The sequence below is a fragment of the Curtobacterium sp. PsM8 genome (assembly GCF_030433875.1).
GTDB lineage: Bacteria > Actinomycetota > Actinomycetes > Actinomycetales > Microbacteriaceae > Curtobacterium.
In genome coordinates, this window is sequence record NZ_JARUXD010000022.1 from 1 (window position 1) to 22,792 (window position 22,792).

A 22,792-nucleotide genomic window follows, 5' to 3' on the forward strand; every position below is an offset into this window, starting at 1 on the left:
GCCCGTGACCAGCTGGTCACGGGCCTCCCGTCATGTGGTCAGCGCGGTGCGCGGACCGTCACCGCACTCAGCGGGCGGTGCGGGCCCCGGCGCGCGGCAGGACGATGCCGAGCAGGATCATCGCGACGGCGAGCACCAGGTGCAGCACGTTGTCGGCGACGTTCAGCGGCACGAAGTTCGCGGCGCTGGCCATGCCGGCCGTGAACAGGCCGTAGATGAAGAGCACGGCGTAGACGATGCCGCCGATGAGCAGGTACTGGCGGGCGAAGCCGTGCGAGCGGGCGGCGAGCAGGCCGACGATGCCGAACAGCAGGTGGACGATGTTGTGCAGGACGGACACCTGGAAGATGCCGAGCAGCTTGGCCATCGAGTCGTTGCCGCCGACCGACATGGTGCCCATGTCCATCGTCAGGCCGGGGATGAAGCCGGCGATGCCGACGATGATGAAGACGACACCGAAGAGCAGCGCGCCCTTCTGGGTGAGCGTGGTGCCGTAGCCGGAGCGTGCGGATGCGTTGGTGGTCATCAGGGGAACCCTTCGTCAGGAGTCGACGCGGTCGGTTGCCATGCGCCTCGCAGGACATTCGGAGTGGACCAGCAGTCGGTTTGGTGGGAGAACCCAGCAGTACACGAGAAGGGGGCGTCAGGACCGGACCAGGCGCTTGATGGCCAGTGTGGCTTCCTGGATCTTCGCTTCGGCCTCGTCGCCACCCCGGGCGACCGCGTCGGTGACGCAGTGGCGCAGGTGGTCCTCGAGCAGCCCCATCGACACCGCCTGCAGTGCCTTCGTCATCGCGGACACCTGGGTGAGGATGTCGATGCAGTACTCCTCGTCCTCCACCATGCGCTGCAGTCCGCGCGCCTGGCCCTCGATCCGGCGCAGGCGCTTGCGATAGTCGTCCTTCGCGGAGATGTAGCCGTGGTGGTGCGTGGTCTCCGCTGTCTCTTCGCTCATCGGGAACAGATCCTCGTCGTCGGCGTTACGGTAGGGGTACCCCCTGAGGGTATGCGAGCAGCGTACCCGTCCGACGGGTGACACGAGGAGGACCGGATGACCGACCAGCAGACCGCGATCTACGGCATCGACGGCATGACGTGCGAGCACTGCGTCATGAGCATCGACGAAGCCTTCCGGGAGCTGCCGGGCGTCACCGACGTGCGCGTCGACCTGGTCGCCGGCGGCCGTTCCACCGCGACCGTGACCAGCACCGAGCCGCTGGACGACACCGCTGTCGACGCCGCGGTGGACGAGGCCGGCTACACCCTGGCGGAGCGCTGAGCCCGGTGGCGACGACGACCCCGGCTCCGGTCGAGCTCGCGATCGAGGGCATGACGTGCGCCTCGTGCGCGAACCGCATCGAGCGCAAGCTCAACCGGATGCCGGGCGTCTCCGCGACCGTGAACTACGCCACCGAGACCGCGACGGTCTCGCTGCCCGACGGCACCGCGGTCGACGACGCCATCGCCACCGTCGAGCAGGCCGGCTACGGCGCCCGCCGCCCCGAGCCCGCGCAGCCCGACGTGGACGCCCTGGCGCCCCTCCGCCGACGCCTGGTGGTCTCCACGGTCCTGGCGGTCCCGGTCGTCGCGCTGTCGATGGTGCCGGCGTTCCAGTTCCCGTGGTGGCAGTGGGTCGCACTCGTGCTCGCCGCCCCGGTGGCGACCTGGGGGGCCTGGCCCTTCCACCGCGCCGCCGCCCTGAACGCCCGCCACGGATCCGCGACGATGGACACCCTCGTCAGCCTGGGCATCGTTGCCGCCGGGCTCTGGTCCCTCTGGGCGCTGGTGTTCGGCGGTGCCGGCGGACCCGACATGCACATGACCTTCGCGTTCACCGCCCCCCGCGGTGCCGCCCCGGAGCCGTACCTCGAGGTCGCGGCCGCCGTGACGGTGTTCCTGCTCGCCGGCCGGTACGCCGAGGGCCGCGCGAAGACCCGGTCGAGCGCCGCCCTCCGCGCCCTGCTCGCCCTGGGTGCCAGCACGGCCCGGGTGCTCCGTGACGGCCGCGAGGTCGAGGTCCCGGCCGCGTCCCTCCGCGTCGGCGAGCGGTTCGTCGTCCGCCCCGGTGAACGCATCGCCACCGACGGCACCGTCGTCGACGGCACCAGCGCGATCGACACCAGCGTCATGACGGGGGAGAGCGTCCCCGTCGAGGTCGGCCCGGGCACCGCGGTGACCGGTGCGACCGTCAACGTCGGCGGCCTGCTCACCGTCGAGGCCGTCCGGGTCGGCGCGGACACCGAGCTCGCCCGGATCGGCACGCTCGTGACCCAGGCGCAGACCGGCAAGGCCGACGTCCAGCGCCTGGCCGACCGGGTCTCCGGCGTCTTCGTCCCCGTCGTGCTCGGACTCGCCGCCCTGACCCTGGTCGGGTGGCTCGTGCTCACGGGTGACGTCGAGGCTGCCCTGACCGCCGCGGTCGCGACCCTCGTCATCGCCTGCCCCTGCGCGCTCGGGCTCGCGACACCGACCGCGCTGCTGGTCGGCACCGGTCGTGGGTCGCAGCTCGGCATCCTGATCCGCGGGCCGCAGGTCCTCGAGGCCACTCGCCGGATCGACACCGTCCTGCTCGACAAGACCGGCACGGTCACCACCGGCACGATGCGCGTGACCGAGGTCCTGCCCGCCGCGGGCGAGGACGCCGACGCCGTCCTCCGTGCCGCGGCCGCCGCCGAGTCCGGGTCCGAGCACCCGATCGCCCGCGCGGTCGTCACCGCAGGCGCCGCGGGCACTGACCGCCATGGCTCCGAGGCCCGTCCCGAGTCCTTCGCATCCACCGCCGGACTCGGTGTCCAGGCGCTCGTGGACGGCGTGTTGGTCCTGGTCGGCCGCCCGTCCTGGCTCCGCGATGCCTGGTCGGCCACCATGCCCGGGTCCCTGTCCACCGCGGCGACCGAGACCGAGACCGCCGGACGGACCACCGTCGCCGTCGCCTGGGACGGCCGGGTCCGCGGGCTCGTCGTCGTCGAGGACACCGTCGCGCCCGGAGCCGCCGAAGCCGTCCGTCGGCTGCACGAGCTCGGCCTCGACACCATGCTCCTCACCGGCGACGCCGCCGGGGTCGCGGAGCGCGTCGCTGCCGAGGTCGGCATCGACCGGGTCACCGCCGGCGTCCGACCCGAGGACAAGTACCGGATCGTCACCGAGCTGCAGGCGGCCGGCCGGACCGTCGCGATGGTGGGCGACGGCGTGAACGACGCCGCCGCACTCGCCGCCGCGGACCTCGGCATCGCGATGGGCACCGGGACGGACGCCGCCGTCGAGGCCGCCGACATCACCCTGGTGCGTGCCGACCTCCGGGCCGCGGTGGACGCCGTCCGGCTGTCGCGCCGGACCCTCCGCACCATCCGGACGAACCTGTTCTGGGCCTTCGCCTACAACGTCGCCGCGATCCCGCTCGCGATGGCCGGGCTGATGAACCCCGTCATCGCCGGGGCCGCCATGGCGCTGTCGTCGGTCTTCGTGCTGACCAACAGCCTGCGCCTCCGCCGGTTCCGTTCCGTCGACGGGAGCGCCCGGTGAGCGGGCACAGCGACGACATGAGCGGCCACGGCACCACCACGTGGTCGATGGCAGCCCAGGCCACCCTGCACTGCCTGACCGGGTGCGCGATCGGCGAGGTCCTCGGCATGGTGATCGGCACCGCGACCGGGCTGCACAACGTCGGCACCGTGGTGCTGTCGATCGTGCTGGCGTTCGTCTTCGGCTACGCCCTGACCATGCGCGGGGTGCTCCGCTCCGGCCTGTCGCTCGGCGCCGCACTGCGGGTCGCGCTCGCCGCCGACACCGTGTCGATCGCGGTGATGGAGGTCATCGACAACACGGTCGTGGTCGCGATCCCGGGTGCCCTCGACGCGCAGCTCGACCAGTGGTTGTTCTGGGGCTCGCTCGCGCTGTCCCTCGCCCTGGCCTTCGTCGTCACGACCCCGGTCAACCGGGCGTTGATGCGCCGAGGGCTCGGGCACGCGAAGGTGCACGCGCACCACTGAGCGCACCACCGCACCGATGACATGACGGGAGGCCCGGTACCAGCTGGTACCGGGCCTCCCGTCATGCGGTCAGCGCGTGTGTGCCGTCCGGTCAGGCGTCGGAGTCGCCGTCGGCGGCGTCCTCTTCCGGGTTGAAGTGCGAGTCGTCACCGGTGAACCCGGCCGCCACACCGCCGGGCTCGTTGGGGACGGTCCCGTCGTCGCCGAGTCCGTCCGGCTTCGGCGTGCCCTCGGGGTCGTGCGCCGTGGTGTCGTTGCTCATCGTGTGCTCCTTCGCAAGTGCTGACCGGACTCGGATCGGGCTCAGAAGGCGGGCGTGCCGCCAGCGACCGTGATCGTGGAACCGGACTGGTAGCTCGATTCTGGACTGACCAGGTGGACGTACGCCGCGGCCAGCTCGGCCGGCTGACCCGGTCGGCCGTAGGGCGCCTGCTGCCCGAAGGTCGACACCGTCTCGGCGTCGTCCGAACCCGGCTGCAGCGGCGTCCACACCGGACCCGGCGCGACCGAGTTGACGCGGATGCCCTTCGGCGCGAGCTGCTGGGCGACCGCCTCGGTGAAGAGCTTGATCGCACCCTTCGAGACGGCGTAGTCGATCTTGTCCGGCGACGGGGTGGACGCCTGGATCGAGCCCGTCGTGACGATCGTCGAGCCGGGCTCCAGGTGCGGGACCGCGGCCTTCGTCAGCCAGAACAGCGAGTAGATGTTCGTCTTGAAGGTGGAGTCGAACATCGACGTGTCGAGGGTCAGGATGTCGTCGTTGCTGTCCATCCGGCCGGCGACCATCACCAGGGTGTCCAGGCCGCCGAGCTCGTCGACGCCCTTCTGCACCAGGTCGATGCAGTACTGCTCGTCCGAGATGTCACCGGGGAACAACACGATCTTCCGGCCTTCGCCCGCGAGCAGGTCGCGGACCTCCTCCGCGTCCTGCTGCTCGTCGGGCAGGTAGGACAGCACCAGGTCGGCGCCCTCCCGGGCGAGACCGATGGCGGCGGCCCGGCCGATGCCGGAGTCGGCGCCCGTGACGATGCCGCGGAACCCCTCCAGCCGGGCCTTGCCGACGTAGCTCTCCTCGCCGTGGTCCGGCTTCGGGTCCATCTTCCAGGCGGCCCCGGGCAGCGACTGCTCCTGCTTCGGGAACGGCGGGACCGGGTACAGCGTGGTCGGATCGTGCTTCTCGTACTGGCTCATGCTCTCACTGTCCTCTCGGGGTGACTGGAGGCCTCTCGGGCTACTGCAGGGCCGTGAAGGAGGCGTCGCGGACGAGCAGCGTCGTCGCGTCGCCGTCCACGGCCTGGTCGGGGTCGCTCGACAGGCCGAGGGACCAGGTGCCGCCGCCCGGACGCTCCGGCAGCGTGAACTCGACGGTCGTCTCGGAGGCGTTGAGGAGCAGCGCGATGCTGTCGTCGCCCTGCGCGAGCACCAGGATCACGGCGCGGTTGCCGCCGTCGGTCCAGTCGCCGTCCTCGAAGCCGTTGGCGTCGGCGCGGAGCACCGACACGGTCGACGGCGAGTCGCCGGGAGCGGTGCGGTACCACTCCGGGCGCAGCGCGACGTGCTGCTTGCGGAACGCGATCGCCGCGGTCGTGAAGGCGAGCAGGTCCTGGTCCGCCGCGGCCCAGTCGAACCACGAGATCTCGTCGTCCTGGCAGTAGGCGTTGTTGTTGCCGCCCTGCGAGCGGGCGATCTCGTCACCACCGAGGATCATCGGCACACCGGCCGAGAGCAGCAGCGTGCCGAGGAAGTTCCGGCGCTGGCGGTCGCGGTAGTCGTTCACCGCGCCGTCGTCGGTCGGGCCCTCGATGCCGCCGTTGAACGAGGTGTTGTTGCTCTCGCCGTCGTTGTTGTCCTCGCCGTTCGCCTCGTTGTGCTTCTCGGCGTACATGGTGAGGTCGGCCAGCGTGAAGCCGTCGTGCGCGGTGACGAAGTCGACCGAGCAGAGCGGCGAGCGGCGGGAGCCCTCGTAGACGTCCGGGGAGCCGAGGACACGCTGCACGGCGTCACCGAGGGTGCCCTCGTCACCGCGCCAGAACGAGCGGAGGTCGTCGCGGTACTTGCCGTTCCACTCGGACCAGTCGGCTGGGAAGCCACCGACCTGGTAGCCGGCGGTGTCCCAGGGCTCGGCGATCATCTTGACGTCGCGGAGCACCGGGTCCTGGTGGATGATGTCGAGGAACGCGGAGTGCTTCTCGGCCTCGCCGTCCTGACGGGTCAGCGTGGTCGCGAGGTCGAAGCGGAAGCCGTCGACGTGCATCTCCTCGACCCAGTAGCGGAGCGAGTCCGTGATGAGGCCGAGCGCCGTCGGGTGCGACACGTTGAGGCTGTTGCCCGTGCCGGTGGTGTCGAAGTAGTTCGCCTCGTCGCCCTCGACCAGCCGGTAGTACGACTGGTTGTCGAGGCCCTTGAAGGACAGCGTCGGGCCCATGTGGTTGCCCTCGGCGGTGTGGTTGTAGACGACGTCCAGGATGACCTCGAGGCCCGCGGCGTGCAGGGCCTTGACCATCTCCTTGAACTCCGCGACCTGCTGGCCTGCGGTGCCCGAGGCGGCGTACTCGTTGTGCGGGGCGAAGAAGCCGATGCTGTTGTAGCCCCAGTAGTTGCGGAGGCCCTTGTCCTCGAGCGTGGAGTCCTGCACGAACTGGTGGATCGGCAGCAACTCGACCGCGGTGATGCCGAGGTCGGTGAGGTGCTTGATCGCGGCCGGGTGCGCCAGGCCCGCGTAGGTGCCGCGGATCTCCTCGGGCACGTCGGGGTGCTGCTTGCTGAAGCCCTTCACGTGGACCTCGTAGACGACGGTGTCGGCCAGCGGGGTCTCGAGGCGGGTGTCGCCGTCCCAGTCGAACGAGCGGTCGGCGACGATCGAGCGGGGCATGGCGGCGGCCGAGTCGGACTCGTCCATCTGCTCCGGCTCGTCCATGTCGTGGCCGAACAGTTCCTGGCCCCACTGGTACCCGCCGTCGATCGCGGTGGCGTAGGGGTCGAGCAGGAGCTTCGCCGGGTTGTGGCGCAGGCCGTTCGCCGGGTCCCAGGCGCCGTGCACGCGGAAGCCGTAGCGGGTGCCGACGGTGACGTCCGGCACGACGTCGTGGAAGGTGTAGCCGGTGCGGTTCGTCAGCTCGGTCCGGTGCTCGGTGCCGTCGTCGTCGAACCGGCAGAACTCGATGCGCTCGGCGGTGCTGGAGAAGACGGCGACGTTGGCGCCGCCGTCGACGAGGGTGACGCCGAGGGGGTTCCGCGTGGAGGAGGTCATGACTCCTTCTACCGGTCGGCGACTGTGCCCGGCACCGATCGGCGTACCCCGGCGTCGCCCCCGGTGCCGGCCGACGCGACGCACCGGGTGCTCGCGCACGACGGACAGACATGGGAACATCAGGGCGTGACCCATCTGCGCCCGAGCTCGGGGACCCCCGACGGCTTCCGTGCCGTCCGGTTGGCGGGGACGAGTGCGACCCGACCCGCGAGTCTCAGCGACACGTACGGTACCGGCGGCGGCATCGGCGACGAGCGCTCGGCGTTCCGGTACACCGGCGCCGGTGACGCCGACCTGTCGCTCCGCGGATCCGCGGTCGAGGGCCGCCGGACCGGCACGATGGAGCCCCGCGCCGACCACATCGTCTTCTGGATCGGGGACGGCAGCGCGGTCATCAGCGACCAGGACGGTGTCCGCACCACGGTCCGCCCCGGCCAGCCGTTCCTCATCGCCGCTGCGTTCCGCTACGAGTTCGAGGCCGCCACCGGCCGTGTGTCGATGCTGCACCTGTCGGACCGGCTCCTGCGGTCGGCGCTCGCCGCCGAGGGCATCCAGGTCGCCGGTCCGCTGCGGTTCCGCCGGACCGAGTCCGACGCCGACCTCGCCGCACTGCGGTCGGTCCTGCAGGAGCTCGGTGCCGCGATCACGGACGAGTCGGTCGTCGGCCGCGAGCGCGCCGAACTGAACGCCCGGATCGCCCGGACCGTGGTCGCCACGTTCCCGGTGGACGCCCCCGCGACCACGAGCAGCGAGCGACTCCGCGTCGCGCTGACGTACATCCAGGAGCACGCGCACGGGGTGGTCACGCTCGCGGACATCGCCGCCGCCGCCGGGATGAGCCCGCGCGGGCTGCAGCAGTCGTTCAACCGGTCGGTCGGGGTGTCTCCGCTGGCGCACCTGCGGAACGTCCGGCTCGACGCCGTGCACGAGGCACTCCGGTCCGCCGACCCGTCGACCGCCGCGGTGGCCGAGGTCGCCCGGGAGTGGGGCTTCGCCCACCTCGGTCGGTTCTCCGGCGCGTACCGGGCACGGTTCGGCGAGCTGCCGAGTGCGACGCTGCGGAGCGGCGTGCACGCGGACTGACCGCGAGCTCGCTGCGCGGCCGGGCGCGGCCGGGCGCGACAGGCCGCGGCCGGGAGGCCCGGATCACCCCCGCCCCGCCGCCTCCGTCAGCCGCGGTGCGCGTCCACCGCGGCCCGCGCTGCCCGCACCACCTCGGCGTCGGTCTCGAAGTGCCCGGTGCCGGAGTCCCCGGCGCCCATGGGCACGCCCCCGTGCGCGGTGTCCGCCAGCCGCTTCGCCGAGAGGTGCACGGCGGCGGCCCCGGTCCCGAGCAGCACGGGCACGTCCGCGGGTGTGACGCCGGCGCCGGCCATCACCTGGACGGACCCGGCGGCCGCGACCATCCGCGCGATGGTGTCGGCGCCGGCGAGGGCGGTCGGGGCGCCGCCGGAGGTCAGGACGCGGGTGAACCCGAGCTCGGCGAGCGTGGCGGCGGCGGCGACGGGGTCGGCGGCGTGGTCGATCGCCCGGTGCAGGGTGACCTCGGCGTCGGACCGCTCGGTGCGGGCGGCGGCCACGAAGCGGGTCAGGGCGTCGGTGTCGAGCGTGCGGTCGGGGCGGAGGGCTCCGACCACGACGCCGGTCGCCCCGGAGCGCAGCACGGCGACGAGCTCGCGTTCCATCAGGTCGAGTTCGTCGGCGTCGTGCACGAAGCCACCCGGACGGCAGCGGACCAGGACGTGCACGGGCAGGCCGGTGGCGACGGCGGCCTCGACGAGCCCCTGCGATGGGGTGAGGCCGCCGAGCTCGAGCGCGCTGCAGAGTTCCACGCGGTCGGCGCCCCCGGCCAGGGCGGTCGCGGCGCCGGTCGCCGAGGTGACGGCGATCTCGAGCGACGGCGAGGTGCTGCGTCCGGTCATGCGTGGGCTCCGAGGGGTCGGTCGGACGCCGGGATCACCCGGGCGGTCAGGTCGGGCTCCGGGAAGGTCCGGTCGAAGGGGTACACCGGCCGTTCGATCCGGTGGTGGCCGAGGCGTTCGAGGTCCTGGTCGACACCGCCCGGGGTCAGCGCGAGCATCCAGTCGGCGGCCATGTCGTAGAGCTCCGGTTCGAGGTACCCGATCTTCACGACGACCAGGTCGGCGCTGCGCGGGTCGAGGTCCAGGTCGGTGAAGTCGTGCTCGTGGTGGTACGGCTTCCGCAGCTCGGTGAGGATCGCGAAGACGCTGCCGACCTGCAGCACGACCTCGGTCCGGGCGTCCCGGTCGCCGGTCTTCACCGCGTGCACGCGTCCGGTCATGGTGAGCGGTCCGGCGTGCAGGTCGTCGACCTCGGCACCGGCGGTCACGGTGACGGTCGCGCCGACGCCGGCTGCGACGCACGCGGCGACCGCGGCGGGGCCGGGGACGCTGGCGTAGAGGACGACCGGGCCGTCGGCGCTCCGGAACTCGTCGCGCGCGAGCAGCTGCGTCAGGCCCCAGGTCATGTCACCCGAGCCGCCGGCGGTCGGGTTGTCGCCCGAGTCCGAGACGAAGTAGGGGCGTGCGGCACCCGGGGCGAGGGCGGCGGCCAGGCACTCGTCGAACGAGCCGGCCGGGGCGACGAAGGCGAAGTCCTCGCGGGCGTCCCAGAACGACCGGGCCAGGCGTTCGGCACCGGCACTGACCGCGTCCTCGTCCCAGCCGGTGACGACCGTGACGGCGCGGTTCCGCGGCTGGTCGGCCCAGGCGTAGCCGACCCAGATCGCGGCGTCGAGCACGCCGTCGGTCGACTCGACCTCGGCGACCTGCCCGTACACGGACGCGGCCGGCTCGATGCGGGTGGAGGTCTTCTCGCCGGGCAGCAGGACCGGCACCGGGATCCAGGCCTTCACCGGGCGCTGTGCCCCGACCGGTCGGGTGGTGAGCACGTCGACCAGGTTGCGGACGGCGCGCTCCTTCGTCTCGAGGGCGTCCTCGTGCGGGGCCAGCCGGTAGCAGGTGATGAGGTCGCACTGGTGGGCGAGGCCGCGCGAGACGTTGCCGTGCAGGTCCATCGACGCCGAGACGACGACGTCCGGGCCGATGACCGCGCGGATGCGTTCGAGCAGCGTGGTCTCGGCGTCGTCGAGCCCCTCCACCACCATCGCGCCGTGGATGTCGAACCACAGCCCGTCGATCGTGGTGTCGGCGGCGATCGCGGACAGCCGGTCGGTGATCTCGGCGCTGAGCTCCTCGAATGCCTCGCGCAGGACGACCCCGCCGGGCAGCGCGTGGCCGATCAAGGCGCCCCGGAAGTCGGCGCGCTCGGCGAGCGGTCCGAGGAAGTCGTACCGGGCGACGACCTCGTCGCCACGGTCCGGGTGGAAGGCGGCGGCCGGGGTGCGGGTCGGCGTGAACGTCGACGTCTCGATGGCCAGGCCGGCGATCGCGATGACCGGGCGTCGGGCCTCGGCGGTGGTTCCGGTGTCAGACACGGGTGCTCCTGTTCCTGGTGGTGCGCAGCGGGACGGGGGTGGACAGCTCCTCGAGCGATGCCGCCAGGCCGCGCTGCAGGGCGAACTGGCCGGCTCCGACCAGTCCGGCGTCGGCGCCGAGCGAGGCCCGCTCGATGACGAGGTGCTGCGTCACGAGCGGGTGGCAGCTCTCGTAGAGCTGGCTCCGCACGGCGGCGACGAACGGCTCGAGGGTGGACAGGATGCCGCCGAGGGAGACGGCGTCCGGGTTGAAGAAGTTCACGTTGGCGGCCAGGACCTCGCCGAGGTACCGCCCGGCCAGGCGGACCGCGCGGGTGGTCTCCGGGTGCGCTTCGAGCGCCAGCCGGACCACGTCCTGGGTGGTGCTGACGTCGACGCCGGCCTCGCGCAGGATCCGGACGAGCGCGGCCCCGGACGCCACGGTCTCGAGGCAGCCGGTGTTGCCGCACGAGCACGGGGTGTCGCCGGCGGCGTCGATGCGCACGTGCGTGATGTCCCCGGCGGCCCCGGTCGACCCGCGGTAGAGGTGGCCGTCGATGATGATGCCGGCGCCGATCGCCGACCCGGCCTTCACCGTGATCGCCTGACGTCGGGTGGACGGCTGCACGGTCTGCTCGCCCGCGGCCATGCAGTTCGCGTCGTTGTCGATCGCGGCCGGCACCCCGAAGTGCTCGGTGAGCCACGCGGCGACCGGGAACCCGTTCCAGCCGGGCATCCGGCTCGGCAGGTCGACGACGCCCGCCTCGACGTCGACGGGACCCGGGAGGCTCAACCCGACCCCGCGCAGACCGTCGCGTCCGCGTTCGGTCACCAGCGCGTCGAGGAGCTCCGCCAGGGCGGCGAGGCCGGCCGTCGGACCGTCGGCGAGCGCGAACGGGACGGTCGAGACGGACTCGAGCGCGCCTCCCGGCAGGACGATGCCGATCCGGACGTGACCGCCACCGACGTCCGCGGCGACCGCGTACTCGTCCGAGCCGCCGATCCGCAGGACCTTGCGGGGTCGGCCGCCGGTGGAGACGTCAGTGCCCTCCTCGGCCAGGATGCCGTGGCCGAGGAGCTGTCCGACGACGTGCGACACCGTCGACGGCGCGGCACCGAGGAGCTGGGCGATCTCGGTCCGGCTCGAGGCCTGGCCACTGGCGATGAGTTCGAGCACGCGCGCACTGAGGTCCGGCACGACTTTCTCCAATCGGCGTCAACCGGGCGCGGTGACCGCCCGATGGGACCGAGCCTACGGGGCAGAAGGACCGGTCCGCGCTTTCCGCCGTTCCGCAGAAACAGACTATTTACACGAGAACGTTTGTTTTTCCAATGACTTCGGCCATTGACTGTGCACGTGCCACCGGGGCCTGGTCCTGGTCACACTCCCGTCCCTCCACCACGCCGACGATGGCGTCCTCGCGCAAGGAGTCACGCATGACCAAGCCCCGTCGCTGGGCCCTCCTCACCGGAGCCGCGCTCGCGGTGAGCGCCCTGCTCGCCGGCTGTTCCGGGGGCGGTTCCGCCACCACCGGCTCGTCGTCCGACGAGATCAACTACGCGCTGCCGGCGAACTTCACGCCGAACTGGATCCTGCCGATCGGCACCGCCGCGCACCTCAACACCAACAACGGCTCCATCGCGCAGTCGCTGTACGAGCGCCTCATCGCCTACGACGGGTCGACCGGCAAGATCGCGTGGGACAAGCCCGGCTCCGTCGCCACCGCGGCCGACTTCGCGTCCGACAGCAAGAGCGTCACGATCACGCTCGGCGACCGGCACTGGTCCGACGGCAAGCCGATCACCAGCCGTGACGTCGAGTTCTGGTTCAACCTGATCAAGGCGAACGCGAAGGACTGGGGCTCGTACTCGGCGGGCAAGGCGCCGGACAACTGGACGTCCTTCAAGACGGTCGACGACACGCACTTCACGATCACGTTCGACAAGGCGTACAACAAGGACTGGATGCTCGCGAACCAGCTGAGCTACATCATCCCGCTGCCGCAGCACGCCTGGGACAAGACCAGCGCCTCCGGCCAGGTGAGCGACGCCGACCGCACCACGACCGGGGCGAAGCAGGTCTGGAAGTACCTCAACACCGCCGCGGGCAAGATCGCCGACTACGACTCGGACGACCTGTGGAAGACGATCTCCGGCCCCTACGGCCTGTCGTCGTTCACGACCGCCGGCAAGGTCCAGCTGACCGCGAACCCGAAGTACGACGGCGGTGAGAAGGCGTCGATCAAGACCGTCAACCTGCTGCCCTTCACCACCGCGGACGCCGAGACGAACGCCCTGCGCTCCGGTGCGGTCGACTACGGCTACATCAACGCCACCGACCTCGACCAGAAGGACTCCTTCACGTCGAAGGGCTACGAGGTCGACCCCTGGACCGGCTGGGCGATCACGTACATGCCGTACAACTTCAACAACCCGGACATGGGCGCCGTCTTCAAGCAGCTGTACGCCCGCCAGGCCGTGCAGATGTCGATCGACCAGAAGTCGCTGTCGAAGGTCGTCTTCAACGGCACCGCCACCTCCACCTACGGCCCGATCCCGCAGGCGCAGGAGTCCGACTACGTCTCCGACGTGCAGAAGGACAACCCGTACCCGTTCAGCACGGAGAAGGCCGCGGCACTGCTGACGAGCCACGGTTGGACGAAGCAGGGCGGCACCATGGTCTGCACCGACCCGGGCACCTCGTCCAGCCAGTGCGGCGAGGGCGTCGCGGCGGGCACGAAGTTCGCCATGAAGGTGCTCTCGCAGTCCGGCTCGACCGTCACCGACAACATGATGAGCGCCATCCAGTCGTCGCTCGAGAAGACCGGCATCGGCTTCTCGATCAAGACGGCCCCGGTGTCGAGCGTCCTGTCGCAGACGCCGACCTGCACCGCCGACGAGTCCAGCTGCGACTGGGATCTGTCCTTCTTCGGCACCGCCGGCAGCTGGTACTTCCCGGCCTACCCGACCGGTGAGTCGCTGTTCTCCACCGGCGGCTCGGCGAACTTCGGCAGCTACTCGAACAAGCAGGTCGACTCGCTCATCGACGCGACGACCACCTCCACCGACGCGAGTGCCGTGCAGGACTACAGCGCCGCGGTCGCGAAGGACCTGCCGGTGATCTGGCTGCCCAGCCCGGACTACCAGATCTCCGTCAAGAAGAGCGGCCTGACCGGGTTCGACCAGGACTCGCTCGCGAACTTCCACCCCGCCCAGTGGAAGTGGAGCAAGTAGCACCGTGACCACGGACGGCAGGCGCGGCGCGCGTCCGACGCGCACCGCGCCTCCCGTCCGCCCCACGTCCCGGACCCGACCATCGGAAGCAGCATGACCACTGCCCTCTACCTCACCCGCCGCGTCCTGCAGGCGCTCGCGGTGATCCTCATCGTGACGATCGTCGTGTTCTGCCTGCTGCACGCACTGCCCGGCGGACCCGCCCGCGGCGTGCTCGGCGTCTCCGCGACCCCCGCCCAGATCGCCGCGTTCAACCAGGCGCAGGGCCTCGACCAGGCGCTGCCCGTGCAGTACCTCCGGTTCCTCGGACGGCTGCTCACCGGCGACCTCGGCACCTCGTACACGCTCAACGAACCGGTCTCGCAGCTCATCCAGGAGCGCATCCCGAAGACCCTCGTCCTCACCGGACTCTCCGCCGTGCTCGGGATCGTCATCGCGATCCCGGTCGGCATGTGGCAGGCAGCGCGACGCAACGGCGCGATCGACTACGCCGCCACCGCCCTGGCGTTCGTCTTCTACTCGACGCCCGCGTTCTTCCTCGGCCTCGTGCTCATCATCGTCTTCAGCCAGCAGCTGCCGTGGCTGCCGTCGCAGGCACCGAGCGGCACCACCCTCGCCGAGGTGTTCCAGCAGCCGGCCGGCCTCGTCCTGCCGGTGCTCACCGGCGCCCTCGCGATGATCGCCGTCTTCAGCCGGTACATGCGCGCGGCGACGCTGGAGAACCTCCAGGAGGACTACGTCCGCACCGCCCGCGCCGGGGGCTCGTCGACGGCGACGATCCTCCGGCGGCACGTGTTCCGGAACTCGCTGACGCCCGTCGTCGCGATGCTCGGCTACTACCTGCCGGTGCTGTTCGGCGGTGCGCTCGTCACCGAGCAGCTGTTCAACTACCCCGGCATGGGGCTGCTGTTCTGGAACGCGGCGCAGACGTCTGACTACCCGACGCTCCTCGGCTGCGTGCTCGTCATCTCCGTCGCCACCGTCGTCGGCACGCTCCTCGCCGACGTGGCACAGTCCCTGATCGACCCGCGAGTGAAGGCAGGCCGCGCGTGACCACCGTCCAGTCCCTCATCGACACGTACCGGACGAGCACCGTGAAGGCAGGCCGCGCATGACCACCGTTCAACTCGCCCCCGAGACGCCCGGCGCACCGGTCACGGTCGCCGCCACCGGCTTCCGGCTGGCCGCCCGCCGCTTCCGGCACAACACCCTCGCCGTCATCGGCCTGGTCGTGCTCGTCGTCATCGTGCTGTTCTGCTTCGTCGGTCCGTTCCTGTACCCGACCGACCAGACGCACACCATGCTCCAGCAGGCGAACCAGAGCCCCGGCGACGCCCACCTGCTCGGCACCGACGCCGTCGGCCACGACGTGCTCGGTCGGCTGATGTACGGCGGCAAGGTGTCGCTCATGGTCGGCATCGCCGCCGGGATCCTGGCGACCGTCGTCGGCACGCTCTGGGGCTCGGTCGCCGGGTACGTCGGCGGCTGGGTCGACGCGGTGATGATGCGCATCGTCGACGCCGGCATCGCGATCCCGGCGCTGTTCATCCTGCTCGTCATCTCGGCGATCACCACCCCGGGCGTCTGGGGGCTCATCGTGATCCTCGGGTTCGTGTCGTGGCTGGTGCCCTCCCGGCTCATCCGCGCCGAGACCCTGACGCTGAAGAACCGCGACTTCGTGCTCACCCTCCGCGCCATCGGCGGCTCGCACGCCCGCGCCATCGGTCGGCACCTGCTGCCGAACTCGGTGTCGACCATCGTCGTCGCCGCGACGTTCCAGGTGGCCGACGCGATCCTGCTCGTCGCCTACGTCTCCTACCTGGGCCTCGGCGTGCAGCCGCCGGCGACGGACTGGGGCGGCATGCTCTCGGCGGGTCTCACCGCTGCCTACTCCGGTCGCTGGTGGCTGATCGTGCCGCCGGGACTCGCCGTGATCCTCGTCGTCTGCGCGCTCAACGCCGTCGGCGACGGACTCCGGGACGCATTCGACGTGAAGGGCCGCGGATGACCGCCACCGAACCGATCCTCGCCGTCGACGACCTCGGCGTGCACTTCAGCACCGAGTCCGGCGACGTGCACGCCGTCCAGGGCGTCTCGCTGACCGTCGCACCGGGGGAGACCCTCGCGCTCGTCGGGGAGTCCGGCTCCGGCAAGTCCACCGTGGCGCTCGCCGCGATGGGGCTGCTCTCCGGCAACGCCACCGTCACCGGCAGCGCCGTCGTCGACGGACAACAGGTCGTCGGTGCCTCGGAACCGTCCCTCCGTGCCCTCCGTGGCCGGACCGTCTCGATGGTGTTCCAGGAACCCGCCACCGCCCTCGACCCGCTCACCCGGGTCGGGAAGCAGATCGCCGAGGTCATCCGGAACCACCGGCCGGTGTCCGCGGCCGCAGCCGCGGCCGAGGCCGTCGAACTCCTCCGCCGCGTCGGCATCCCGTCGCCCGAGGACCGCGCGAAGGCCTTCCCGTTCCAGCTGTCCGGCGGGCAGCGGCAGCGCGTCGTCATCGCGATGGCGATCGCCAACGAGCCGGCGCTCCTCATCGCCGACGAGCCGACGACCGCGCTCGACGTCACGGTGCAGGCCGAGATCCTCGAGCTGCTCCGGGCGCTCGCCGCCGACACCGGCACCGGCGTGCTGCTCGTCACCCACAACATGGGCGTCGTCGCGGACTTCGCCGACCGGGTCGCGGTGATGCTGCAGGGCTCGATCGTCGAGACCGGCGGTGTCGAGGACGTCTTGCTCCGGCCGCAGCACGAGTACACCGAGCGCTTGCTGGCCGCGGTGCCGCGCCTCCAGACCGCCGCATCGCCGGCGGAGCGGCCCGTGGTGACGGACCGACCGACGTCCGCCGACGAACCGGACGGGAGGCCCGCCTCCACCCCGGTGGTCGACCTGCGTGACGTGTCGGTCACCTTCAGCCGTGGCGCCCGCGCGGTGCACGCCCTGCGCGGCATCGACGTCGTCGTGCACGCCGGCGAGACCGTCGGCCTGGTCGGTGAGTCCGGCTCCGGCAAGTCCACCGCCGCCCGCGTCGCCCTCGGCCTGGTCCGCCCCACCGCCGGCAGCGTCCGACTGTTCGGCTCCGACCTCCGCCGCACCCGGGGACGGGACCGCCTGGCCCTCCGCTCCGGCATCGGCGTCGTGCTGCAGGACCCGGTGGCCTCGCTCGACCCGCGGATGTCCGTCGGTGAGTGCATCGCCGAACCGCTCGCCATCCACCGTCGACGGACTTCGGCCGCCGACCGTCGTCGCCGGGTGGACGAGGTCCTGGACGCCGTCCGCCTGCCCCGCGCCCTGGCCACCCGTGCCCCGCGGGAGCTCTCCGGTGGGCAGCGGCAGCGCGTCAGCCTGGCCCGGGCGCTCGTGCTCGACCCGCGGCTGCTCGTCGCCGACGAACCGACCAGTGCCCTCGACGTCAGCGTGCAGGAAGCGGTCCTCGAGGTCCTCACCGACCTGCAGGCCGACCTGGGCTTCGCGTGCCTGTTCGTCTCGCACGACCTCGCCGTCGTGCAGCAGTTCGCCGAACGGGTCGTCGTCATGCGCGCCGGTGCGGTCGAGGAGCAGGGGCCGACCGGCGAGACCCTGCTGCACCCGACGACCGACTACACCCGACGCCTGCTCGCCGCCGTCCCCGTGCCCGACCCGGTGGTGCAACGGCAGCGTCGGACGGAACGCCTGGCCTCCCTCGCCGCGGTGACCCCGTGAGTGCGGAGGTCCTCGCCGGCATCGACGTCGGGGGCACGAACACGAAGGTCCTCGTCGCCACCACCGACCTCGAGGTCCTCGACCGGATCGACCTGCCGACACCGGCACACGACGGCGGTGACGCGATCCTCGACGCGGCCGAGGCGGCGGTGCGGTCCCTGCTCGACCGGCACCGGGCCTCCCTGGCGGGTGTCGGGGTGGGCGCTGCCGGTGTCGTCGACCCGACCACGGGCACGGTGCTCGTCACCGCGAACTCGTTCACCGGCTGGGCGGGCTACGGCGTCACCGAGGCGGTCACCGCACGGCTCGGGGTGCCGGCGACGCTCGACAACGACGTCAACGCGTTCCTCCTCGGCGAGGTCGCGGCCGGCGCCGTCGCGGGGGAGCCCGACGTGCTCGGCATGACCCTCGGCACCGGCGTCGGCGGGGCGCTCGTCCTCGGCGGCACCCTGTTCGGCGGCCCGCACGGTGCCGCCGGCGAGATCGGCCACGTCCCCGGGTTCGGCGACACCCCCTGCACCTGCGGGCAGCACGGCCACCTCGAGACCGTCGCCGGCGCCCGTGGGATGGCCGACCGCTACGCGGCGCGCACCGGCCGACGCCTCGGCACCCACCAGGTCGCCGAGGCCGCACGCGCCGGCGACCCCGACGCCCAGGCCGTGTTCGCGACTGCCGGGTGGGGCGTCGCCCGGGCCGTCCTGCTCACCGCGGGGATCCTCGACGTGACGACGGTCGTCATCGGCGGCGGGGTCGCCCGGTCGTGGGACCTGCTCGCGCCGGCCATCGCGTCGGCGCTCGCGGACGAGCCGCCGGTCAGCGGAGCGGCGATCCGTGTCGAACCCTCCACGCTCGGGCCGGACGCCGTGGCGCTCGGGGCGGCGGCGCAGGTGCGGCGGCTCGTCGTCCCGGTGTGAGCCCCGCGCTGCTGAACGCTCTCTGATCTGCCGGGCGGGACTCCCGGCACGACAGCAGCACACAGCCTGAGAGGATCATCGGATGACCGACGCGCCTGTACCGACGCCTGCCCGCCGGGAGCGCACGCCGAGCGGCATCCTCGTCCGGACGTCCTACCCGCTCGCGACCATCGCGATCGCCCTCGGCACCGTGATCGTCATCACGATCGTCGGGTTCGTCCTCGGTGACGTCGACTTCGGTCTCGCACACGCGCTGAACTCCCTGCACACCGGGGCGCTCGGGGCGGTCACGACGGCGGTCTACCACGTGATCAGTCCGGCGCCGGCGATCGGCATCACGGTCATCGTCACCGGTGTGCTCTGGGCCGTGCAACGCGACATCCGCCCGGCCGCCGCGTTCGCCGGGACGGTCGCGATCACCTGGGTGCCCTCGGACCTCGTCAAGGAACTCGTCCACCGCCCCCGGCCGGACACCTCGCTGCTGCCGCACCCGTTCGCGACACAGCCCGACCCGTCGTACCCGAGCGGGCACACCGTGTTCATCGTCGCCATCGTCATCGCGCTGACGTGGGTGCTCCGCGACACCCGGTGGCACACCCTCGCGGTGACGCTCGGCACCGTGGTCGTGGTGGTGGTCGTGCTCTCGCTCACCATCGACGCCGTGCACTACCCGACCGACACCGTCGCGTCCGTGGTGTGGGCGCTCGCCGTCGCCCCGGCCGCCCGGCTGGTCTGGGTGGACTGGGCGATGCCGCGCATCCCCGTCCTGCGCCGCCCGGCACTGACCGCACGGCGCACCGCACGGCACTGACGGTGCAGCACTGACCCGGCCCGGCCGAGCGGGCTGCCCGCCAGCGGGGGTTACGGTGCGGGGATGACCTCTCCGACCTCCGACGACGCGCTGGCCCGACTGGCGGACGCCGTCCTCAGCGTCGCGCGGGAGCTCGACCCGACCGGACCGCGGGCCGTCGACGTGGTTCCCCTCACCGGCACCGAGGTCCTGGTGATGCGCTGGGTCGACACGAACCCGGGGACGACACCGAGCGCCACGGCGGACGCGACCGCACTCCGGCGGAGCAACCTCAGCGTCGCGCTCGGATCGCTCGTCGCGAAGGGCATGGTCGAACGACGGGCGCACCCGGACGACGCCCGGACCGCACAGCTGTACCCGACGGCACTCGCGGCCGAGAGCATCGCTCTGCTGCGGGCCCGGTGGGCGGAGACGCTCAGGACCGCCCTCGACGCGCAGGGCATCGACGCTGCGGGCGTGGTGTCCGCCGTCGGCCTGCTCGAGCGGCTGGAGGAGGGGCTCAGGCCGTCGCGCGACGGATGAGCTCGGCGACCGTCTGCTCGTCGGTGTCCGAGAACTCCGGCGTCACCGCGAACGAGGTCGGCCAGAACGACCCGTCGTCCAGCGTCGCCGGGTCCTGGAACCCGAGCGTGGAGTAGCGCGCCTTGAACTTGGCGGCGTCCTGGAAGAAGAACACGACCGCGCCGTCCTTCGCGTACGCGGGCATGCCGTACCAGAGCTTCGGTGCCAGGTCGGGTGCGGCCTCGAGCGCGATGCGGTGGATGCGCTCCGCCAGGCCCCGGTCGGGTTCGGGCATCGCGGCGATCTTGTCGACCACGGCCTGGGCGTCGAGCGCGGCCTTCTCGGCCTTCGTCGTCCCACGCTTCCGGCTCGCCTTCACCTCGGCCGCGTGCTCGCGCATCGCGGCGCGCTCCTCGGCGGTGAACGTGGTCTCGGACGCGTCGTCGCGTGCTGCCATGGTGGGCTCCCTCGTCGGTGCGACCCACGGTAGCGCCGTGGCAGGCTCGGGTCCATGACCTACACCGCGGCCGACGACCGCTACGACTCGATGACCTACCGGCGGACCGGCCACTCGGGCCTCGACCTGCCGCTGCTCTCCCTCGGCTACTGGCACAACTTCGGCGACGACGTCCCGTTCGAGACCCAGCGTGCGGTGAGCCGCCGGGCGTTCGACCTCGGCATCACGCACCACGACCTGGCGAACAACTACGGCCCGCCCTACGGTGCCGCCGAGCTGAACTTCGGCAAGCTCATGCGCGAGGACTTCGCGCCCTACCGCGACGAGATGGTCGTCTCGACGAAGGCCGGCTGGGACATGTGGCCCGGCCCCTACGGCCAGGGCGGCGGTTCCCGCAAGTACGTCCTCGCTTCGCTCGACCAGTCGCTGCGCCGCACCGGCCTGGACTACGTCGACGTGTTCTACTCGCACCGGCTCGACTCCTCCACCCCGCTCGAGGAGACGATGGGCGCCCTGCACACCGCCGTCCAGCAGGGCAAGGCGCTGTACGTCGGGATCTCGTCCTACGACGCCGAGCGCACCCGCCAGGCCGCCGCGATCCTCCGCGACCTCGGTACACCGCTCCTCATCCACCAGCCGTCCTACTCGATGCTGAACCGCTGGATCGAGACCGAGGGGCTGCTCGACGCGGCGGGTGAACTGGGCTTCGGCGTGATCGGGTTCACCGCCCTGGCGCAGGGCCTGCTCACCGGCAAGTACCTGGACGGCGTGCCCGAGGGTTCCCGCGCCGCGGCCGGGAAGTCGCTCGACCCGTCCTCGATCACCCCCGAGGTCGTCGAGCACCTGCGCGCACTCAACGCCGTGGCTGAGTCCCGCGGACAGACGATGGCGCAGCTCGCCCTGGCGTGGGCCCTGCGGGACGAGCGTGTCACGTCCCTGGTGATCGGCGCCTCCCGGGTGGAGCAGCTCGAGGACAACGTCGCCGCGCTCGCGAACACGTCGTTCTCGGACGACGAGCTCCGCACCATCGACGAGCACAGCATCGGGATCACCGACGTCGACCTCTGGGCGGGTGCCCGCTCCGGCGAGGTCTCCTGACGGGAGGCCCGGCGCCGGTCCTTGGATGCGCCGTGCGTCCGGCAGGTACCCTGGACACGCAATCCAGCAACAACCGTGTATCTACCGGACGCCGGCACCCCGGCGGACAGCGGCGGCACCCGATGGGTCCGCTCCACGCGAGTGGGCCGAGAAGGCACACCCCCACCATGCTCCAGGCGCGTTCCTCCGGCGCTTCCCTGATCGCCCTCGCCGGGCGGTCCTACTTCCCCATCGCCTTCGTGGCGCGACTGCCGTTCGCGATGATGGTCGTCGGCGTGCTGACGCTCGTCGTCGCCGCACGTGACTCGGTCGCCCTCGGTGGCATCAACTCCGCCTCGGTCGGCATCGGCTCCGCGCTGTTCGGACCGCTCGTCGGTGCCGCAGCCGACAAGTACGGGCAGCGTGCCGTGCTCGTGCCCGTCGGCCTGGCCAACGCGGTGCTGCTCGGCGCGCTGCCGTTCGTCGTGCAGGGCAGTGCCCCCGACCTGGCCGTCCTGGCGATGTCGTTCCTCATCGGGGCGAGTGCTCCGCAGGTCGCGCCGATGTCCCGCACCCGGCTCGTCGCCATCATCCGGAACCGGATGGAACCGAAGCGGCACGAGCGTGTGCTCAGCGGCACGATGGCGTACGAGTCCGCCGCCGACGAGACCGTCTTCATCGTCGGACCGTTCCTGGTCGGCGTCCTGGCGAGCGCGATCGCGCCGTGGGTCGCGGTCGCCGGTGCCTCGGTCCTGACGTTCGTCTTCGTCACGGCGTTCGCCCTGCACCCGACCGGTCGGCTCACCCTCGGGCACGCGTCCGACCCGCGTCCGGCGCCGGCCCGGCAGCTGCTGCGGCCCCGGCTGGTCGTCGTGGTCGTGGGCATCCTCGGCATCGGGTTCTTCTTCGGCTCGACGCTGACCGCGCTGACCGCGTTCATGGCGGACCACGGCGGGTCCTCGCGGGCCGGGCTGCTCTACGGCCTGATGGGCATCGGCTCGGCCGGGCTCGCGCTCGGTTCGGCGGCGTTCCCCCGGGCCTTCCGGCTCGGCTGGCGGTGGCTGCTCTTCGGCGTCGTGCTGCTCGGGTCGGCGATCGTCTTCGCCAGCGCGAGCTCCGTGCTGGCGGTCGGGATCGTCCTCGCCGTGATGGGGATCGGCATCGGCCCCACCCTGGTCACCCAGTACAGCCTGGGGTCCGACCGGTCGCCGGTGGGCCGTTCGGCGACCACGATGACGATCCTCGGCTCGGCGGTCATCGTCGGGCAGTCGATCGCCAGTGCGGTCGTCGGCGAGGTCGCCGAGCGTGCCGGCACCCCGGCCGCGATGGCGTTCCCGGCGTTCTCGGCCGCCGTCGTCGTGCTGGCGGGTGTGGCGAACCTGGTGCTGTCCCGCCGCGACGCGCTGCGCTGACGCCGC

The 22,792-nt window shown here is 71.9% G+C and carries 22 protein-coding genes; 13 read left to right on the forward strand and 9 right to left on the reverse strand.

Annotated features, from left to right (window positions below; genetic code table 11):
- Nucleotides 1-67: 67 nt before the first annotated feature.
- Together QCD68_RS07140 and QCD68_RS07145 are read right to left on the reverse strand one after the other, a co-directional pair.
- Entirely contained in the window at nucleotides 68-526 is a 459-nt protein-coding gene (locus tag QCD68_RS07140) for a DUF4383 domain-containing protein (protein ID WP_111075199.1), read from the reverse strand.
- Nucleotides 527-643: 117 nt separating this feature from the next.
- Entirely contained in the window at nucleotides 644-955 is a 312-nt protein-coding gene (locus QCD68_RS07145) for a metal-sensitive transcriptional regulator (protein WP_301222530.1), read from the reverse strand.
- A gap of 96 nt (nucleotides 956-1,051) precedes the next feature.
- Here QCD68_RS07145 and QCD68_RS07150 point away from each other — a divergent pair, with 96 nt between their 5' ends.
- From QCD68_RS07150 to QCD68_RS07160, 3 genes are read left to right on the forward strand one after another with little or no spacing between them, the layout of a single operon-like run.
- Nucleotides 1,052-1,279, forward strand: a complete 228-nt coding sequence (locus QCD68_RS07150; RefSeq protein WP_301222531.1) for a heavy-metal-associated domain-containing protein — start codon at nucleotides 1,052-1,054, stop codon at nucleotides 1,277-1,279.
- Between the two features lie 5 nt (nucleotides 1,280-1,284).
- Nucleotides 1,285-3,522, forward strand: coding sequence for a heavy metal translocating P-type ATPase (locus QCD68_RS07155; RefSeq protein ID WP_301222532.1), 2,238 nt, complete (start codon nucleotides 1,285-1,287; stop codon nucleotides 3,520-3,522).
- The gene (locus QCD68_RS07160) at nucleotides 3,519-3,989 is read left to right on the forward strand and encodes a DUF4396 domain-containing protein (protein ID WP_258376726.1); all 471 of its coding nucleotides are present in this window, start codon (nucleotides 3,519-3,521) and stop codon (nucleotides 3,987-3,989) included. The genes QCD68_RS07155 and QCD68_RS07160 overlap by 4 nt, the downstream gene beginning before the upstream one ends.
- 91 nt (nucleotides 3,990-4,080) lie before the next feature.
- Here the strand turns inward: QCD68_RS07160 and QCD68_RS07165 are convergent, their stop codons facing one another.
- The 3 genes from QCD68_RS07165 to glgX are packed head-to-tail and all read right to left on the reverse strand — an operon-like array spanning nucleotide 4,081 to nucleotide 7,239.
- A complete protein-coding gene (locus tag QCD68_RS07165) occupies nucleotides 4,081-4,251 on the reverse strand; it encodes a hypothetical protein (RefSeq protein WP_181439276.1) in 171 nt (56 codons plus the stop codon).
- Between the two features lie 41 nt (nucleotides 4,252-4,292).
- Nucleotides 4,293-5,180 carry an SDR family oxidoreductase gene (locus tag QCD68_RS07170; protein ID WP_290156248.1) on the reverse strand — a complete coding sequence of 296 codons (888 nt, stop codon included), beginning with the start codon at nucleotides 5,178-5,180 and terminating at the stop codon, nucleotides 4,293-4,295.
- 40 nt (nucleotides 5,181-5,220) lie between these two features.
- Nucleotides 5,221-7,239, reverse strand: coding sequence for a glycogen debranching protein GlgX (gene glgX / locus QCD68_RS07175; protein ID WP_301222533.1), 2,019 nt, complete (start codon nucleotides 7,237-7,239; stop codon nucleotides 5,221-5,223).
- A 126-nt stretch (nucleotides 7,240-7,365) separates the two neighbouring features.
- Here glgX and QCD68_RS07180 point away from each other — a divergent pair, with 126 nt between their 5' ends.
- Complete coding sequence (locus QCD68_RS07180) at nucleotides 7,366-8,322, forward strand: helix-turn-helix transcriptional regulator (RefSeq protein WP_301222534.1); 957 nt, start codon at nucleotides 7,366-7,368, stop codon at nucleotides 8,320-8,322.
- A gap of 86 nt (nucleotides 8,323-8,408) precedes the next feature.
- Here QCD68_RS07180 and QCD68_RS07185 read toward each other — a convergent pair whose 3' ends face one another.
- Genes QCD68_RS07185 through QCD68_RS07195 form a run of 3 tightly spaced genes read right to left on the reverse strand, consistent with a single transcriptional unit; the run spans nucleotide 8,409 to nucleotide 11,873 of the window.
- A complete protein-coding gene (locus QCD68_RS07185; protein ID WP_301222535.1) occupies nucleotides 8,409-9,161 on the reverse strand; it encodes a copper homeostasis protein CutC in 753 nt (250 codons plus the stop codon).
- Nucleotides 9,158-10,696 carry a M81 family metallopeptidase gene (locus tag QCD68_RS07190; protein WP_301222536.1) on the reverse strand — a complete coding sequence of 513 codons (1,539 nt, stop codon included), beginning with the start codon at nucleotides 10,694-10,696 and terminating at the stop codon, nucleotides 9,158-9,160. Before QCD68_RS07190 ends, QCD68_RS07185 begins: the two co-directional genes overlap by 4 nt.
- Entirely contained in the window at nucleotides 10,689-11,873 is a 1,185-nt protein-coding gene (locus QCD68_RS07195) for an ROK family protein (protein ID WP_111075190.1), read from the reverse strand. The genes QCD68_RS07190 and QCD68_RS07195 overlap by 8 nt, the downstream gene beginning before the upstream one ends.
- 239 nt (nucleotides 11,874-12,112) lie before the next feature.
- Here QCD68_RS07195 and QCD68_RS07200 point away from each other — a divergent pair, with 239 nt between their 5' ends.
- The 7 genes from QCD68_RS07200 to QCD68_RS07230 all read left to right on the forward strand — a co-directional run bounded on the left by QCD68_RS07200 (nucleotide 12,113) and on the right by QCD68_RS07230 (nucleotide 19,861).
- A complete protein-coding gene (locus tag QCD68_RS07200; protein ID WP_290156255.1) occupies nucleotides 12,113-13,909 on the forward strand; it encodes a peptide ABC transporter substrate-binding protein in 1,797 nt (598 codons plus the stop codon).
- A 93-nt stretch (nucleotides 13,910-14,002) separates the two neighbouring features.
- Nucleotides 14,003-14,962, forward strand: coding sequence for an ABC transporter permease (locus QCD68_RS07205; RefSeq protein ID WP_221849767.1), 960 nt, complete (start codon nucleotides 14,003-14,005; stop codon nucleotides 14,960-14,962).
- Between the two features lie 58 nt (nucleotides 14,963-15,020).
- Entirely contained in the window at nucleotides 15,021-15,917 is an 897-nt protein-coding gene (locus tag QCD68_RS07210) for an ABC transporter permease (protein ID WP_301222537.1), read from the forward strand.
- Complete coding sequence (locus QCD68_RS07215) at nucleotides 15,914-17,614, forward strand: dipeptide ABC transporter ATP-binding protein (RefSeq protein WP_301222538.1); 1,701 nt, start codon at nucleotides 15,914-15,916, stop codon at nucleotides 17,612-17,614. The genes QCD68_RS07210 and QCD68_RS07215 overlap by 4 nt, the downstream gene beginning before the upstream one ends.
- Nucleotides 17,611-18,528 carry an ROK family protein gene (locus QCD68_RS07220; RefSeq protein WP_301222539.1) on the forward strand — a complete coding sequence of 306 codons (918 nt, stop codon included), beginning with the start codon at nucleotides 17,611-17,613 and terminating at the stop codon, nucleotides 18,526-18,528. The genes QCD68_RS07215 and QCD68_RS07220 overlap by 4 nt, the downstream gene beginning before the upstream one ends.
- Before the next feature lie 82 nt (nucleotides 18,529-18,610).
- Nucleotides 18,611-19,339, forward strand: coding sequence for a phosphatase PAP2 family protein (locus QCD68_RS07225; RefSeq protein WP_301222540.1), 729 nt, complete (start codon nucleotides 18,611-18,613; stop codon nucleotides 19,337-19,339).
- A 63-nt stretch (nucleotides 19,340-19,402) separates the two neighbouring features.
- Nucleotides 19,403-19,861 carry a MarR family winged helix-turn-helix transcriptional regulator gene (locus tag QCD68_RS07230; protein ID WP_253466299.1) on the forward strand — a complete coding sequence of 153 codons (459 nt, stop codon included), beginning with the start codon at nucleotides 19,403-19,405 and terminating at the stop codon, nucleotides 19,859-19,861.
- Here the strand turns inward: QCD68_RS07230 and QCD68_RS07235 are convergent.
- Nucleotides 19,839-20,297, reverse strand: coding sequence for an iron chaperone (locus QCD68_RS07235; RefSeq protein WP_290156260.1), 459 nt, complete (start codon nucleotides 20,295-20,297; stop codon nucleotides 19,839-19,841). The two genes, QCD68_RS07230 and QCD68_RS07235, sit on opposite strands and share 23 nt — an antisense overlap.
- A 54-nt stretch (nucleotides 20,298-20,351) precedes the next feature.
- Between QCD68_RS07235 and mgrA the strand changes: the two genes are divergently transcribed.
- Nucleotides 20,352-21,395 (forward strand): L-glyceraldehyde 3-phosphate reductase, encoded by a 1,044-nt coding sequence (gene mgrA / locus QCD68_RS07240; RefSeq protein WP_111075181.1) that lies wholly within the window; start codon nucleotides 20,352-20,354, stop codon nucleotides 21,393-21,395.
- A 167-nt stretch (nucleotides 21,396-21,562) separates the two neighbouring features.
- Nucleotides 21,563-22,786, forward strand: a complete 1,224-nt coding sequence (locus tag QCD68_RS07245; RefSeq protein ID WP_301222541.1) for an MFS transporter — start codon at nucleotides 21,563-21,565, stop codon at nucleotides 22,784-22,786.
- Nucleotides 22,787-22,792 lie beyond the last annotated feature (6 nt).

Bases quoted from the DNA above. Each gene is read 5' to 3' on its own strand.
- QCD68_RS07230 (WP_253466299.1), top strand. From the start codon at position 19,403: ATGACCTCTCCGACCTCCGACGACGCGCTGGCCCGACTGGCGGACGCC.
- QCD68_RS07225 (WP_301222540.1), top strand. From the start codon at position 18,611: ATGACCGACGCGCCTGTACCGACGCCTGCCCGCCGGGAGCGCACGCCG.
- QCD68_RS07215 (WP_301222538.1), top strand. From the start codon at position 15,914: ATGACCGCCACCGAACCGATCCTCGCCGTCGACGACCTCGGCGTGCAC.
- mgrA (WP_111075181.1), top strand. From the start codon at position 20,352: ATGACCTACACCGCGGCCGACGACCGCTACGACTCGATGACCTACCGG.
- QCD68_RS07245 (WP_301222541.1), top strand. From the start codon at position 21,563: ATGCTCCAGGCGCGTTCCTCCGGCGCTTCCCTGATCGCCCTCGCCGGG.
- QCD68_RS07235 (WP_290156260.1), bottom strand. From the start codon at position 20,297: ATGGCAGCACGCGACGACGCGTCCGAGACCACGTTCACCGCCGAGGAG.
- QCD68_RS07165 (WP_181439276.1), bottom strand. From the start codon at position 4,251: ATGAGCAACGACACCACGGCGCACGACCCCGAGGGCACGCCGAAGCCG.
- QCD68_RS07145 (WP_301222530.1), bottom strand. From the start codon at position 955: ATGAGCGAAGAGACAGCGGAGACCACGCACCACCACGGCTACATCTCC.
- QCD68_RS07205 (WP_221849767.1), top strand. From the start codon at position 14,003: ATGACCACTGCCCTCTACCTCACCCGCCGCGTCCTGCAGGCGCTCGCG.
- glgX (WP_301222533.1), bottom strand. From the start codon at position 7,239: ATGACCTCCTCCACGCGGAACCCCCTCGGCGTCACCCTCGTCGACGGC.
- QCD68_RS07170 (WP_290156248.1), bottom strand. From the start codon at position 5,180: ATGAGCCAGTACGAGAAGCACGATCCGACCACGCTGTACCCGGTCCCG.
- QCD68_RS07210 (WP_301222537.1), top strand. From the start codon at position 15,021: ATGACCACCGTTCAACTCGCCCCCGAGACGCCCGGCGCACCGGTCACG.
- QCD68_RS07140 (WP_111075199.1), bottom strand. From the start codon at position 526: ATGACCACCAACGCATCCGCACGCTCCGGCTACGGCACCACGCTCACC.
- QCD68_RS07150 (WP_301222531.1), top strand. From the start codon at position 1,052: ATGACCGACCAGCAGACCGCGATCTACGGCATCGACGGCATGACGTGC.
- QCD68_RS07185 (WP_301222535.1), bottom strand. From the start codon at position 9,161: ATGACCGGACGCAGCACCTCGCCGTCGCTCGAGATCGCCGTCACCTCG.
- QCD68_RS07200 (WP_290156255.1), top strand. From the start codon at position 12,113: ATGACCAAGCCCCGTCGCTGGGCCCTCCTCACCGGAGCCGCGCTCGCG.